We start from the raw sequence: 15,299 nt of genomic DNA on the forward strand, positions 1-15,299 counted from the left end.
TCTCTGATCGATTTTACGGCTATAAGAATCCAAATCAATGCTTGTCAGAGGGCTTCATTTCTTCTATGATAACATCTGCATTCTTATCGATATCGATCTGCGGCTATGTTTCTTCTCAAAAGGATAATCTATGGTGCAAAAAACAAGATGGCTTTCTGATGGTTCGCTGTTGCTCATTGCTGCTATCTGGGGCCTGACGTTTGTGCTGGTGCAGGATGCAATCGCGACGCTTCCTCCGTTTTCGTTTGTGGCTATACGCTTTAGCTGGGCTGCCCTGTTTCTGCTTCCATTTCTGGCCAGAAAAACACGCGAGTCCGCGACACCGGTGACGATTTCACGCTGGCGCATTCTGATCAGTGGAGGCGTGCTGGGCTTTTTTCTCTTTCTCGGCTATAGCCTGCAGACCTTCAGTTTGCTCTATACAACCTCTGGCAAATCAGGCTTCTTAACAGGCTTGTCGGTGGCCCTGGTTCCACTGCTGGCGTGGCTCATCTTACGTTCGCGCCCTCCACTCCTGACACTGGTTGGCGTGGGAGTTGCAACCATCGGGCTTTATTTATTGGCCTTTGTCAATATCAGTACCATCAATCCTGGAGACCTGCTGGCGTTTTTGTGTGCCATCGCCTTCGGATTACAGGTTGTTTATACAGGAAAGTTCTCGGGGCTCGCCCCGGCTCCTATGCTGACGCTGATTCAACTGGCAACTGTAGCTGTACTCAGCACGGTGGCGGCCCTTATCTTTGAACCCTGGCAAACAATTTTTCAGCACTCCGTCCTGCTACACCCCCCGGTAATTGTAGCGCTGGTCGTGACCTCTGTCTTCGCGACCGCACTGGCATTCCTGGCACAAACCCACATTCAACAATATACAACCCCGAGCAGAGTCGCCTTGATCTTCGCGACCGAACCGGTCTTTGCGGCCCTGGCTGACTACCTCTGGCATGGCACTACGCTTGGACCACGTGCCCTCCTCGGCTGCTTCCTCATCCTTAGTGGTACCTTGCTTACCGAGGTCAAATGGCCCTGGCGTACAGCTCCGGAACATCCATAAAGGTAGCGTATCATCCAGCGTATATAAATACTGCCCAACCACAAACTATATTCCACAAATCTAAGCGGATATAACCATAGCCCCATATGCCCTTACGATCGGCGCTGCCAGGACGTATGGGGCTATAAAACAGAACAGGAAATCTCAGCCTTATAATATGATATTCCCCATTACAGTGGCCCAGGGTTCTACATCGCGATGAATCTCGTCTGGATTGCTGTGCTTGATGCGGGCAATCTCGGCGGTTAAGCGCTGCAAGGGAACGATAGCTACCAGGGGACGCGCCAGGCGTTCAACGGCGCTAAAGCGCAGGTCGGCTTGCTCAGTTCCACAGCTATAGGCTTCCGCGCCTAACTCCTTCAAACTGCCAAGCAGCAGATGGCTGCGTCCGCCATCTTCCCGGTCCGGCATAATCACAACCGCACCCATACCTGAGCGGATGGCCGCCGGGGGTCCGTGCAGAGCATTCTCCGTTTCAAAACCCTCGGCCCACAGGTAGGTTCCCTCTTTGATTTTGAGGGCTGCTTCGGCCGCTGTAATGGCGTCTATACCCATTCCCGCCAGCAGGATCGGTTCTCGACCCACCAGTTTTTCAGCAATGGCTCTTGGGGCTGGCTGCTCCAGTGTACGCTCTATCGCATCGGGAACACCCTGGATGGTTGAGAGGAAGTGGCGTCCCGCCTCACCTGTGACACTGGCAACCAGGTACGCCAGCGCTGTCAGGGCGGTTGTATATGAAACGGTATGCGTCCCCGCTAGCTCTCCAGGACAGGTGTGGATGGTATAGTCAGCATCCTGAGCGGGTGCGTCGATGCTGGTGATGGCGATCGTCAGCGCGCCCACCTCGCGTGCGCGTGTCAGCGCCTGGCGTGGGAAACGCTTGGTACCACGATGGCTGACGACGATTACCTGGTCCTGCCTTGAGATAGACGCTGAAAGAGCCAGTTCATGGGCGTTGAGAACGCTGGCGCGAATGCGCCCGGCACTGAGTTCATACAACCAGTATGCCGCCACACGGCAGGCGTGCAAAGAGGTGCCGATGCCAGAAAAGATAAATGGTCGCTCACTATCAAGAGCGGGCACACTGATACATTCCATCAATGAACGAATCGCATCAGGCTGAGAGATAATCTGTTTATCAAGCGCAAATTCCATGCAATACTTGCTCCTTCTCCTACTAGAATGATTCACGTTAAAAAATACCACCACATGCAAATGCAGGTGGACTTATAATAGGGCAAAAGTGGACTTGTGAATAGAGCCAGTTTCTCTTATAATAACCATACCACTTCAAGGCCTATCATAAAATTGGGACGTAAATTGATGGACAATAATACATTAAGAGCTTCGTTACTCTCACCAATGCTTGATCCAGCATCCGGGGTTGCGCTCTATCGACAATTGTATGAGGCGATGCGACAGGCAATACTACAAGGAACCTTATCAGCGGGAACAAAGTTGCCATCGACACGCACACTGGCTCAGACGCTGGGTATCTCGCGTACGACGGTGATACAGGCCTTTGATCAATTGCTGGCCGAGGGATATATCTACGGCAAAGCAGGTAGTGGTACGTATGTGGCACAGGTGTTGCCTGATGAATTGCTTCGCTTACCAGCCGGACAGGCGCATAAAGATGAGGTAGAAACAGTATCCCCTCCATCGAGCCCACTTTCGCAGCGTGGAAAGATGATCGCGGCCTCGGCCGTGGCTCCAGTTCAGAAATGGGATCAGATAATACAGCACCAGGCATTTCGTCATGGTATACCTGCGTTGCACGAATTTCCATTTAAGCTCTGGTCACAGCTAGCAACCCGCAGATGGAAGCATATCGAGCCCGCCTGCTTTGGCTATAGCAATCCCGCCGGCTATCGTCCATTGCGACAGGAGATTGCCAGGTATCTACAGGCGGCTCGTGGAGTCCACTGCACTGAAGAGCAGATCGTCATTATGGCTGGCTCGCAGCAAGCCCTGCATCTAGCGGTACAGCTTTTGATTGATCCTGGGGATGAGGTATGGATTGAAGATCCGTGCTATATGGGAGCCAGGGGCGCTCTGCTCAGTGGAGGGGCGCGACTGGTATCGGTCCCCGTTGATGATGAGGGACTGAACGTGGCACAGGGAATTGTCAGCAGCCCCCGGGCACGTATGGCCTATGTGACCCCTTCGCACCAATTTCCTGTCGGCGCGGTAATGAGTCTATCGCGCCGCCTGGCCTTGTTGCGCTGGGCCTCGCAGAGCACGAGCTGGATTCTCGAAGATGATTATGATAGTGAATATCGCTACACGGGTCATCCGCTGGCGTCGTTGCAGGGACTCGACCAGGCGGGCCGCGTCATTTACATCGGGACATTTAGCAAGGTTCTCTTTCCGGCTCTGCGTCTTGGCTATCTGGTCTCGCCACCTGAACTCATCGATGCCTTCAGGGCGGCTCGTGCCGCCGCCGATCGCCACGCTCACATGCTCGATCAGATGGTGCTGACCGATTTCATGGCACAGGAACATTTTGCTCGCCATCTGCGCCGCATGCGCTCCCTCTATGAGGAGCGCCAGGCCATCCTGCTTGAGGCCATTTTAAAAGAACTGGGGGATATACTATCCGTCAAGGCAGCCTCGGCCGGCATGAATCTGCTCGCCCACCTGCCATCCTATCTTCAAGATACGACGGTAGCGCAGCAAGCTGCGGGCAGTGGAGTTTCCGTTACGCCTATCTCAAAATACTACATCCAGCATCCCCCGCTAAACGCCCTCCTGCTCGGCTACGCCGCCTACAGCCAGCAAGAGATCTATCAGGGCATCCATAGACTCGCTCGCGTTCTGCGCTAAAGCACACTGCGATTGTCATATACAGATCCTTTGCATAGAGGGCAAGCGTACGTTAATGGTGGTTCCTTGTTCATGATCGCTATCAATATGCAGTCTACCCGCCATTTTATTGACGCGTTCCCGCATAGAAAGCACTCCCAGGTGTCCTGGAAAGTTCTGGTTGGGATTAAAGCCCTTGCCATCATCGTGGATCTGCAAGAGAACCTGATCACTCTCTTGCTCCAGCACGATGGTAACCCGCGTGGCCCGGGCATGTTTGACGATATTGTGCAGAGCCTCCTGGGCGACCCTGTACAGATTCTGCTTGTCTTCAAGCGCAAGATCGGGCTCTACAGTAGAGCAAAAATCGACCTGTAGATGATGGCGACTATGCAGAACAGCGACTTGCCTGGAGATCGCAGCCACCAGCCCTTCTGTCTCCAGCGATTCGGGACGCAGTTCAAAGATAAGGGCGCGCATCTCGGCCAGTGCGGCCTCAGTCAGTCCAATCACATAATCGAGGGAGGACCGTGCCTGCTCTGGATCACTATCCAGCTCTTCCTGGGCTGTATGAGCGCCAAGGCTGATTCCATAGAGAACCTGCGAGACAGAGTCGTGAAGTTCGCGCGACAGGCGCTGGCGCTCCTGTAATGAAGCAAGTTCCTGAGCCTTTTCATAAAGATGCCGCAGTTCGCTTTCGCGTTGCTGCGCCTCCTCGGCGCGCAATCGCAACGCTGCGGCCAGTTTACTGGTCAGGATTGCAGCCAGCATAAATACAATCAACGTGATGATGTCTGCTAGTTGCACAATAGCAAGATTATAGGAGGGTGCAAAAAAGAAGAAGTCTAGTGTCAGCAGGGAAAGGGCCGTTGCCAGGCTGGCCGCATAGAGACCGCGCTTACCAGCCAGTACCAAAACTATTAACAGATACAGCAGTGAAATGGTGGGTATCGTATGATAGAGGCTGGTCGGGACAATGAGCGCGCTGATCGCAGCGATGCAGATAAAGGCAAGCGCGCTATCAAGGGCATAACGTCTCCATTGAATATGGAGATGTACTCTATGCTTCCGGCGCGGTACAACCTGTTTGAGCATACAACATTCCCTTATTTCCTGGTAGAATCCAGCGATACAAGCCCGAGATTGACAGCACACAATACAGCCTGGGTACGGCTCTGTACACCTAGCTTGGCCAGGATATGCCGCACGTGAACCTTGGTCGTGACTTCGGCTATGTCCAGATGCTGGGCGATCTCTTTGTTTGAAGCTCCTTGCGCCAGCAGGCGTAGTACCTCTGTTTCCCTTTCGGTTAATGCTGCGGTTGGAGTTGGCGACTGAATATGCTGCACCAGGGTCGCCGATGCCTGGGGCGAGATCTGGATCTGTCCAGCAGCGGCAGCCTTAATGGCCTTACGCAATTCAAGGGCCTGTGTATCTTTGAGTAGATAACCAATCGCACCCGCCTTAATGACGTCTACTACAGTTGTACGTTCCAGGACACTGGTAAGGGCAATCACTTCGGTGTCGGGATAGAGTTTGCGTAGCTCTGATGTGGCGGCGATTCCATCCATGCCTGGCATCAGTACATCCATCAATACAACGTCGGGATGGATATACCCGGCCATCCGTACCACCTCCTCACCGTCGGCCGCCTCCCCTACAATCATGATCTCCGGGTCACGGCTCAAAAACATGCGTAATCCCTCTCGTACAACACTGTGATCGTCGGCAATCAGCACGCGGATTGTCATCAAGAACTCTCCCTGGATGCTATGTTCACGCGCAAAATAGCAGGTATTACTTCAACCATACACCTAAAGGAGTATGCAAAGTATATTCCGATGGACGATGTATCCAGACCTTTCTCAGCCTATGCTATCCAAAAAGCAGGTCCAGGCGATCTATCTGGATGGGCCGTCTTCCTCAGTTTATCATACGATAATGCACGCCGCTATAGAAAAAAAGAGGAGGCAATCCTTGCATGTGCCTGATAACTGCTTTGATATGTTTTTCTAATGTTTTATTAGGAGGCAGGAAGAGGTATGGCACAGGCTACATCCTCACATACAGAAGACCATGGTAAGGCATCGCTAGGGCCACTGCTCTGCTGGGCAGTGGTTTTCGCTGATATCGGCTCTTCCATTTACTATGTCCCAGGCATTCTCTATAGTAGTGTGGGCAAACTGGCAGGCTTTTTTGTTCTGCTGACGATGATTGTTTTCGTCTTGCTCGCGCTCAAGTATGCTGAAGTCAGTTCGCGCTTTCCAGAAGGAGGTGGCGTGGTTTCGGTCGCGGCCCAGGGCATCCATAGCTGGGCGGGAGCACTCGGAGGCATGTTTATCCTGGTCAGCTACTTTCTGACCGCAGCCATCAGCTGTCAATCAGCCATCCAATACCTCGCCGTCGTCTTTCCCGCCCTGCTTCCCTATACCCTTTATATAGCCATCGGGGTTATCCTTCTGCTGGGTATACTGAATTGGATCGGCATCAGTGAAAGCGCTAAAGTCAGTATGGTCGCGGCTCTAATTGCCTTTGGCAGCTCTATTGCGGTCCTGGTAGTGGTATTTATCAATGTACCGCTTCAACAGATTGGAGCACTCTTCCTGTCATCCCTGACCTCTCAACCCCTCACCCCGGTCTCGCTGCTGGTCGGCTTTTCAGGTGCATTCCTGGCCTTCTCAGGATTGGAAAGCATCTCCCAGCTATCACCAGTCATGAAAACGCCACGCAAGAAAGTAATTAGCCTGGCGCTCTTACTGGTTGTGTTAAGTATCGGCGCAACCAGCCCGCTTCTCACCGCACTTTCAACACTGCTACAGCCAGCGGCAGCCAGAGATGAGGTCCTTTCAACCCAGCTTATCTCTCTGCTGGGAGGACACTGGGGAAGCAGCATTATTCAACATGAGGTCGCCATCAGCGCCAGCCTGATCTTAATCTTTGCGGGCAATACCGCCATCATTGGCGCCTATCACGTCTTTATGGCGCTGGCACGCATGGACTTTCTGCCAGCCATCGTTTTGAAACGCAACCGCATCCGTAACTCACCCCATAACTCTATCGCCCTCGCCACAAGTATCCCTATCGTCGTCCTGCTGATTGTGCGTGGTCAGATTAATACGCTGGGAGATATGTATGCCTTTGGGCTACTGGCGGCTTTCTCACTCACCTGCCTGGGACTTGATGTCATTCGAGCACGTGAAAGGCGCGCCAGAAAGTCACCGGCACGGCTTCAAGTGCGCAAACCTCAGGGCAAGCTAGCGGCGTTGGGGGGGACGCTTGACTTCTGGGCAGGCATCTTTACGACCTTCACCGTGATGCTTGCCTGGATCATCAGTATCTTCTCAAAACCACTGGGAACTCTTTTCGGGGGAACCGTTGTTCTGTTAGGTATGAGTGTGGCGATCGTGAACTCGCTGCGGCAAGGACGTGTTGTTGTCCTTCCCAAACCATTGGAGACACGTATGCCTAACGCCGTACTTGCCGTACTGGTAGGCAACGAGCATAACAATGAACGCGTCATTGAGAGCGCTATCAAAGAGGTGTCCGACGAGGCAGCAGAGAGGCGATCGGTGATCTTTCTGTACCTGAGCAAACAAAAGGTGAACCGTGCCCCCTCGCCTTTTGAAATCGTAGACCCGTACCTGGAAGATGGACAGGCCAAGGATACCTTCCGCCTGGCTCAACGCCTGGCAGGACAGAATGGCGTTCCAAGTCACTTTGTCTACCAGCTCGCCACCTCCGACGTCGTAGAACAGGTCTGGAGATTCGCGCAACCGCGCGATGTCGTATTACCAGCAGACCTGCTTTCACAGGTTGAGGATATCAATCCCGACCGCATGCGCTATGAACTTACACCACATGGCAAGGTTATCCACCTCGTGAAGAATTGGTAAGCACATAGCATATGATTGAGAAGATGATTATGAAGTAGTGTTTTTACATTATTAAGAAATGGAGTAGAAAAATCGACAGGCCATTATTCCTCCTCCCCTTTGTGCATGGTATCGATAGTGCAGCCTGCTCACAAGCACTGGCTTTCGCGCAGGAGGCACACGCGGATTTGCTGCTGGTTGCGTTGCTTCCTCCTGCACAAAAAGGTCGGCGTCAGCATATCAGGGCAGAGTTCATCGCGCAGGCCTACGATTTTTTTGAACTCATGAAGAATAAGGCGGAAAGATATGGAGTAAAAGTAACCTGTACCCACCTGTATACCCACAACATCGCCCGGAGCATTTCCTTACTTGCCCAGGAAATGCTCTGTATGGGTGTTCTCCTCTTTGTTCGCGAGGGCCAGGGGGTCTTGCTGGAAACCGAAGAGATCAAACACTTACTCACTCAACGGGAACTCTCGATGTATATCATCAGACTTGAGTCATTCAGAAACCGCCTCACACAGAGCTTCACATTGTTCACCACCTGGCTGGGAGAGCTATTTAAAGAACCCTTTTTCTTCTCATCTCGTGCCTTCCACGAGGCGCGCGAAGATGGACATGGCAAGGGATAGGGATAAAGACCTCTACGGTTCCACTTCAACAATAAATCCCTTTGATTTGAGGCCCGCAGCCAGGCCAAAGAGACGTGCGTCCCCTTTAACCACCCATATGAGCTCAGGCTGTCTGGCTTTGTTTGCATTCTGCTCCCATTCGCATTCATACGTGCCCGTCCATTGGCGATGCTGCACCCGGCCCTGGTATTGCCACGCATTGGCCATCGGGCGCCGATTATTAAAACCAAATCCAGACCCCTCAACGCTGGCGAAATCTTTGCTCCTAAAAATAACCTTCATATTGCTCCTCTTCAACAAAACTCGTTGGACCTGGTTGCCTGTGCTGACAGGTCATCCTGCAGTATACACCTCGCCCACCCTATCAGCATAGTCTCTTCTGAGAACCAATTGCTGGCAATACTAATTTCTGAGCTATCCTCAAAAATCGAAACAAAATGAAAAAAAGGAACGTATCATTAAGCGTATACAGACCTACAGAAGCGATCAATACTGGTTGATCTCTGTCTGTAACCTGTGTATCAACTGGCTTACGCTATTCGCGATAGACGAAGAAAGAGAGCACCATGTCAACACTTGTATTCTGGATCGATGTCGATAACACGCTACTTGATAATGATGGGATTAAAGAAGAGCAAAATCAATTTCTGCTGGCAGAACTAGGACCGTCCTTGACGGAGCGCTATTGGAATCTCTATGAAGAGGTACGCAAAGAACGGGGCGTGGTCGATATTCCTCTGACTCTACAACGCTTCCGCGTACGATGTTCTCAAGATGAGTTAGACGAGCGAACCTATCAGCATGTCGTCTCTATGTTTGAAAATTATCCCTTCCAGAAGGCGGTATTCCCCGGTGTCTTTGAAACGTTGCAGTATTTAAATACTATTGGCACAGTCGTCATCGTCTCTGATGGAGATTTAGATTACCAGGCTGAGAAAATTTTTAATAGCTCTCTCGCCGATGCAGTTAATGGTCGTGTCATGTTATTTGTCCATAAGCAAGAGCACATCGATGAGATCACGAAACAGTATCCCGCGGATCATTATGCCATTATTGATGATAAACCCAAAATCCTGGTTGACGTTCAGCATCTTATGCACGATCAAACTACGACGGTATTTGTAAAACAGGGGAAATATGCGAAAGAAGCATTCCCCGAGGGGTTTGTTCCCGATATTGAGGTTGAGCATATTGCTGAACTCAAAGGCATACCAGCAGAACGCTTCTGGAACCAGAAACAGGGCTCTCGCTAGCACAATTGTATCTACACAACCATATCAGGGATAAGGCAGCTGGATACCTCACATCAACTGTCGTTATCCCTGCTCATGTATCTGTGCAACCATGCATCTTGCCAGCTATGCTATAGTAGCTAAAAAACACACATTATCAGCCAGCCATATCTCTTACTTTTTCTCTGGTCAAGGAGCATGTATGAATCAATATCCCGCCCCTTATCTCTCACTTAAGAAAGAAACTCTTTCTACTTTGTTTGAGGATATTTCACAGCGTCCGGACATAGAAGCCTGCGGTGTGCTGCTAGGCTCTCTTGATGCTCAGGGGAACTGGCATGTCGATCAGGCCCATCCTCTGCGAAATACGGCCGCTTCACCCGTGTATTTTGAGTTTGCGCCAGATGAACTACTGCAGATCGAGCTTCTCTACCCGGGCCAGATCATTGGCGTCTATCATAGCCATCCAACAGGTTTTCCTGGAGCCAGCGCGACCGATCGCGAGAACATGCAACGCGTTAACCAGGACCAACAGATCCCATGGGCCTGGATTATTATCAGAGGTCCTTTTGATGCGGCTTCGCTTCACACCATGCATGGAGAAATTGCCCCTTCTTCTATGATCGCCTACCATCATTTTGAGTGTGCGGGGTTAAAAATCATCCCTATCGTCATTCAATCGTCTTAATACGTATCAGTCGCATAAAAAGTTGGTCATACGTCTAGCCACACTTCTGTAAATGCGTTATAATCGATTTCTGAGGCGGTGTGTACGAGATGAACTCACTCCTATCTTCGTGGCAACATCCATCATCCTTGTAAGGGATAAGGATAATAGTTCACGTCACAGACGATCCTTGATGTGAAATACAACGCGATAGAGCACATAGAAGGAGGCGTGCATCGATTCCTTGTCTTATGGCAGGGATAGCTGCACAATAGAGCGAATGAAATGTTCAGGCTGTGGCAATGAGCTACCATCCTCGGGAGAGGTCTGTAGAAATTGCGGAAACACACCAGCATTTGATCCAACCTATGCGACACCTGGTGTTTCCAGCGAGTTCCATCAAGGTGAAACGGAAGCGATCAACCTTCCTCGCCGAAACAGCCAGCATCTGCCTCATCAGCGTAGCCCTTATCCTCCAGCTCCCAGCTATGAAGCATTCCAGCACCAACCGTATAACGCTCAATCCGGCGGTCCGCCTTCTACGGCCAAACTGCGCCGGGGACCTTCTCATTCAACCATCCTGGTCGCATGTATTTGCCTGGTACTGGTATTTATAGGAGCCATTGGCCTTTCTACCATGTATGTGACCAGTCAGCATAATCGACAAAAAGCAACACAGGAGCCACTTCATACGTATAAAACTACGGTGGCTATGCCTACCACTACCACTGCTGGAATGTCAGCTACAGCGACACCGCTCACGGTCCCAACAACGGTTCCAGAGGCCGGCTTTACGTGGTGTGGTAGTGATTGTGCTCCAGATGGCTTTATAGATCAGTTCCCTGTCGGCTGGCAGGCCAGTACACTTTCTGGGGTTACTGGTTTCCAATTTGTCAATCCGCAACAGCCGGACCAGGTCGCTGTCTTTAAGCGTCTGGATAATCCGACGGCGACCGCGGATCAACTATTGGCGGGCGAGATTCAAGCAGTGTACGCCGGTAAACCCGGCTATGAGACACCCCAGCCACCTGCCGGTCAGGCGGCAACGATTGGAGGCGAAACCTGGTCAACCGCATCTATTGCGTATATGAATAATCAAACAAAAGAACATGTTACTATCTGTGCAACTGTTCATCAAGGGAAAAATTTTGTGCTAGAATTTCAGGCGCCGGATACTCAATTTGCACAAGTAAGTACAGCGTATTACAATATCATGATTGGTAAGTTCCAATTTACACAAACCGGAACACCATAATCGGAGGAAATGTTGAAATACTTTCTGAGCGGACTGGTGTTCGTAAGTGGCATGACAAGTTTAGCTCTTGAGATGTGCGCGTCACGTCTCCTGGGTGCCTATTTTGGTACCTCACTCTTTATCTGGGGCAATCTCATCGGTCTGATTCTGCTTTACCTGATGGTGGGTTACTTTTTGGGTGGACGCATCGCCGATCGCTATCCTTATACACAGGTGCTGTGTGTGATTACGGCGGCTGCGGCTCTCTCCATTATCATTATTCCCTTCGTATGTCAAAGCATTCTCACCTGGTCTGTCACTGGGCTCGAACAAGTTTCCGTCGGCATTTTTCTTGGCTCGCTGGTTGGCACGATGTTACTGTTTGCTATTCCAGTTATTTTGCTTGGACTCGTTTCGCCGTTTGCGATCCGCTTGATCACAAGTGATGTGAAAAAGAGTGGCCGTATCAGTGGCTCGCTCTATGCTATTTCTACCGTTGGTAGTATTCTGGGCGCCTTTTTACCGGTGCTCTGGCTGATTCCTACCTTTGGCGTACGACGCGCTCTGCTTATTTTTGGCGTTGTTCTCTTCGCGGCCTCGCTCTGGGGTATCTTCCCTCGCTGGCGACGCGCCACATCGTTACTGCCGTTGCCAGCTGTAATTATCCTGTTGGTCGCAGCCCTGGCAATACCACTGGGTCCACTGAAAGAAATCCCCGATCTGATCTATGAGCAGGAGTCTTTCTATAACTACATTCAGATAACGCAAACACCCGATGGCACACGTCAGCTCATTCTGAATGAAGGGCAAGCAATTCACTCGGTATATAATCCCAACAACCCCACACAGTTGACCGGCTGGTACTGGGACTACTTCCTGGCTGCGCCTTACTTTAATGCGGGCTTTAAACCTGATCAGCTGAAGCGCGTGGGCATTATCGGCCTCGCCGGCGGTACGGTAGCGCGCCAGTTTTCTCAAGTCTACCCGCAGGTGCAGATTGATGGCGCTGAGATTGATCCCGCCATTGTTAATGTGGGACGCCGCTACTTCAATATGAATGAACCCAACCTCCATGTCTATGCCCAGGATGGACGAACATTCCTGGCTTCATCGCATCAAAAATACGATGTCGTGGCTATTGATGCGTTCCAGCAACCATACATTCCCTTCCAATTTACAACACGTGAGTTCTTTACCCAGGTTCGCGACCATCTTTCAACAACAGGCGTGGTCGCACTCAATACCGGGCATACCGCGCATGACTATCGTCTGGTACAGGCCTTTGTCAATACGTTAAGTACCGTTTTTCCCAATGTCTACGTTTTCAATGTGCCGGGTACCATCAATACTGAGATTATGGCTACCATGCAACCAACCTCACTTGAAACGTTCCGTTCGAATCTTTCTCAGTTCCCAGTCGATACGACCCTGGGCCAACTCGCCAGTGAAGTTTTACCTGTAGCTACACGTGGTCACACAGACGGGGGCATCGTCTTTACTGATGACAAAGCGCCAATTGAACAGATTACAGATCAGTTGTTGCTCAACTATATTTTGCAACCCTGAATATTGACAGCAGCAAAGTAAATTTGTTGTAATGGGATAAGGGTTCTCTATCAGGCCTGAATAGATGAACATAGAAAGCTGAGAGGATATACGATCATGGCGGTAGTAGCAGTTATTGGTGCGCAATGGGGAGATGAGGGCAAAGGCAAGGTTGTTGATGAGCTGTCGATGCGGGCCGATTATGTGGTGCGTTATCAAGGTGGCAACAATGCCGGCCATCGTGTGGTACATGATGGGGGTGAGTTTTCCTTTCACCTCGTCCCTTCGGGTATTCTTTTCCCTAATACTACTTGCATCATTGGCAATGGAGTCGTTGTCGATCCTAAAGCTCTGCTCGATGAGCTGGCGTTGTTACAGACACAGGGCATAGACGTTTCGCGGCTCTATATCAGTGAGCGGGCGCATGTCGTTATGCCATATCACTTTGTGTTGGATCGTCTAGAGGAAGAATCACGCATAGGAGAGAAGTTGGAGGGGACACCACGTGGTATTGCTCCCGCCTACGTGGATAAACACGCACGCACAGGGATCAGGATGGCGGAACTGCTCGATGTCGATGCCTTTCGCGCCAAATTGTCGATGATCCTGCAACAAAAGAATCGCATGATTACCCAGATTTATGGACAACCCGCCCTTTCATTGGAAGAGATCCATGGCGAGTATTTTAAATATGGTCAACAGCTCTACTCACATGTGGCTGATACGCAAAAAATGCTGCTCGATGCCCTGTCGGAACATAAGACGATCCTTTTAGAAGGTGCTCAGGGCGCTCTGCTGGATATCGATTTTGGCACGTATCCTTACGTGACCTCTTCTTCTACCATGGCGGCTAATGCTGCCGTGGGCGCGGGGCTGCCGCCACGCTGCATCGATCGCGTGGTAGGTATCTATAAAGCCTATACGACCCGCATCGGTAGCGGTCCGATGCCCACCGAGATCTTCGATGCCGCCACCGCTGATGTGCTGCGTGAGCGCGGTCACGAATATAAGATCCATAATGGTCGTGAGCGTCGCTGTGGCTGGTTCGATGGCGTGGCGGGACGCTTCATTGCGCAGATCAATGGCCTGGATGCCGCCGTCATCACCAAACTGGATGTGCTGGATACGCTCCCCACTATCAAAATCTGTACCGCCTATAGTCTGCGGGGACAGACCATCCATAGCCTCCCCGCCGCTCCCAACGACCTGGCCGCTTGCGAGCCAATCTACGAGGAGGTTGAGGGCTGGCAAAGCAATACCAGCGGCATCAGCACCTACGATGAACTACCCACCGCGGCCAAGAACTACCTGAAGCGGCTGGAAGAGGTGCTGGAGACCCCGATTGTCATGGTTTCCTTGAGCCCCCAGCGCGGTCAGACCATTCAGATCCAGGATATTCTGGCTGAACCGAGCTATGATAATCATTATCCACGCAACGCCTTCAAATAACGAATGCTCACAGGTTCTTTAGTAAATTGGTGCATGAGGCGCGGATGCGCGCCTCATGCACCAATTTACTAAAGAACCTCGGCTGCACCCACTTAAACCAGGGGGCTTTTGGTGAGGGCAGCCCAGGAGCGAGGATATTGCGTAGGGCAGGTTTTATACTGCTCCCAATATAAGAGCCTGCGGCCATCGTCCAGGCCGTTCAAGGTAACTGGAATATCACTCTTCAAACGTACCCCTAACAGGCGCGCTGCCCGCTTTCCTTGTACCAGTTCGTCCCCCATCTCTCCCTTCTTTGGCAACACAATAGCTCCTCCTACACGACAAAATGGGGCGCTACATTCGAGCAAAGCTGATAGTGAGGAGACAGCCCGCGCCGTCACCAGGTCGAAATTTCCACGATAGCCGCGCTTATGGGCGATGTCTTCAGCCCTACCATGGATAATCTCAACATCTTTTACGTGGAGCAGGTCAACCATGTGCTGCAAAAACGTTGTTTTCTTACCTGTTGCCTCGATCAAAGTGACCTTCCACTCCGGACGCGCGATTTTTAATGGCAGGCCGGGAAATCCTGGTCCTGTACCAATGTCAAGCAGATGTATTTCCTTTTGCGCATCATAGATCTGCAGCAACGACAATGAGTCGAGGAAGTGTTTGATCAACACTTCCCCTGGATCTTTGATTGCTGTCAGATTAAACCGCGTATTCCAATCCAGCAGTTCCTGCCGGTAGAGCAAAAAGGCCTCCTCAAGTGATTGAGGAAGACCCAGTTGCTCTAATCCTGATTGGAATACGGATAAGAAATCTTCAGACAT

Annotated in this window: 14 protein-coding genes; 9 read left to right on the plus strand and 5 right to left on the minus strand. The window is 51.2% G+C overall.

What is annotated here, in order from left to right:
• Positions 1-130 precede the first annotated feature (130 nt).
• A complete protein-coding gene (locus tag AABA21_RS14405; protein WP_338251192.1) occupies positions 131-1,051 on the plus strand; it encodes a DMT family transporter in 921 nt (306 codons plus the stop codon).
• A gap of 150 nt (positions 1,052-1,201) precedes the next feature.
• Here the strand turns inward: AABA21_RS14405 and AABA21_RS14410 are convergent, their stop codons facing one another.
• Positions 1,202-2,206, minus strand: coding sequence for an SIS domain-containing protein (locus tag AABA21_RS14410; protein ID WP_338251194.1), 1,005 nt, complete (start codon positions 2,204-2,206; stop codon positions 1,202-1,204).
• A gap of 168 nt (positions 2,207-2,374) precedes the next feature.
• Between AABA21_RS14410 and pdxR the strand changes: the two genes are divergently transcribed.
• On the plus strand, positions 2,375-3,877 hold the full coding sequence (pdxR, locus tag AABA21_RS14415) for a MocR-like pyridoxine biosynthesis transcription factor PdxR (RefSeq protein WP_338251196.1): 1,503 nt from the start codon (positions 2,375-2,377) through the stop codon (positions 3,875-3,877).
• Positions 3,878-3,892: 15 nt separating this feature from the next.
• Here the strand turns inward: pdxR and AABA21_RS14420 are convergent, their stop codons facing one another.
• Both AABA21_RS14420 and AABA21_RS14425 read right to left on the minus strand, forming a co-directional pair.
• Positions 3,893-4,951 (minus strand): sensor histidine kinase, encoded by a 1,059-nt coding sequence (locus tag AABA21_RS14420; RefSeq protein ID WP_338251198.1) that lies wholly within the window; start codon positions 4,949-4,951, stop codon positions 3,893-3,895.
• 11 nt (positions 4,952-4,962) lie between these two features.
• Complete coding sequence (locus tag AABA21_RS14425) at positions 4,963-5,607, minus strand: response regulator (RefSeq protein WP_338251200.1); 645 nt, start codon at positions 5,605-5,607, stop codon at positions 4,963-4,965.
• A gap of 291 nt (positions 5,608-5,898) precedes the next feature.
• On the opposite strand from AABA21_RS14425, the gene AABA21_RS14430 reads away from it, so the two are divergent.
• Together AABA21_RS14430 and AABA21_RS14435 are read left to right on the plus strand one after the other, a co-directional pair.
• On the plus strand, positions 5,899-7,749 hold the full coding sequence (locus tag AABA21_RS14430) for an APC family permease (protein ID WP_338251202.1): 1,851 nt from the start codon (positions 5,899-5,901) through the stop codon (positions 7,747-7,749).
• Between the two features lie 368 nt (positions 7,750-8,117).
• Complete coding sequence (locus AABA21_RS14435; RefSeq protein WP_338251204.1) at positions 8,118-8,360, plus strand: hypothetical protein; 243 nt, start codon at positions 8,118-8,120, stop codon at positions 8,358-8,360.
• Between the two features lie 12 nt (positions 8,361-8,372).
• Here the strand turns inward: AABA21_RS14435 and AABA21_RS14440 are convergent, their stop codons facing one another.
• Positions 8,373-8,642 carry a hypothetical protein gene (locus tag AABA21_RS14440; RefSeq protein ID WP_126594135.1) on the minus strand — a complete coding sequence of 90 codons (270 nt, stop codon included), beginning with the start codon at positions 8,640-8,642 and terminating at the stop codon, positions 8,373-8,375.
• Positions 8,643-8,926: 284 nt separating this feature from the next.
• Here AABA21_RS14440 and AABA21_RS14445 point away from each other — a divergent pair, with 284 nt between their 5' ends.
• From AABA21_RS14445 to AABA21_RS14465, 5 genes are all read left to right on the plus strand, one after another.
• Entirely contained in the window at positions 8,927-9,613 is a 687-nt protein-coding gene (locus AABA21_RS14445; protein WP_338251210.1) for an HAD family hydrolase, read from the plus strand.
• A 181-nt stretch (positions 9,614-9,794) separates the two neighbouring features.
• Positions 9,795-10,280, plus strand: a complete 486-nt coding sequence (locus tag AABA21_RS14450; protein ID WP_338251213.1) for a M67 family metallopeptidase — start codon at positions 9,795-9,797, stop codon at positions 10,278-10,280.
• 259 nt (positions 10,281-10,539) lie between these two features.
• The gene (locus AABA21_RS14455) at positions 10,540-11,514 is read left to right on the plus strand and encodes a hypothetical protein (protein WP_338251215.1); all 975 of its coding nucleotides are present in this window, start codon (positions 10,540-10,542) and stop codon (positions 11,512-11,514) included.
• Positions 11,515-11,565: 51 nt separating this feature from the next.
• The gene (locus AABA21_RS14460; protein ID WP_338251217.1) at positions 11,566-13,059 is read left to right on the plus strand and encodes a spermidine synthase; all 1,494 of its coding nucleotides are present in this window, start codon (positions 11,566-11,568) and stop codon (positions 13,057-13,059) included.
• A 96-nt stretch (positions 13,060-13,155) separates the two neighbouring features.
• Positions 13,156-14,487 (plus strand): adenylosuccinate synthase, encoded by a 1,332-nt coding sequence (locus AABA21_RS14465; RefSeq protein ID WP_338251219.1) that lies wholly within the window; start codon positions 13,156-13,158, stop codon positions 14,485-14,487.
• Between the two features lie 92 nt (positions 14,488-14,579).
• Here AABA21_RS14465 and rsmG read toward each other — a convergent pair whose 3' ends face one another.
• Positions 14,580-15,299 (minus strand): 16S rRNA (guanine(527)-N(7))-methyltransferase RsmG, encoded by a 720-nt coding sequence (rsmG, locus tag AABA21_RS14470; RefSeq protein WP_338251221.1) that lies wholly within the window; start codon positions 15,297-15,299, stop codon positions 14,580-14,582.

The organism is Dictyobacter halimunensis (genome assembly GCF_036245075.1).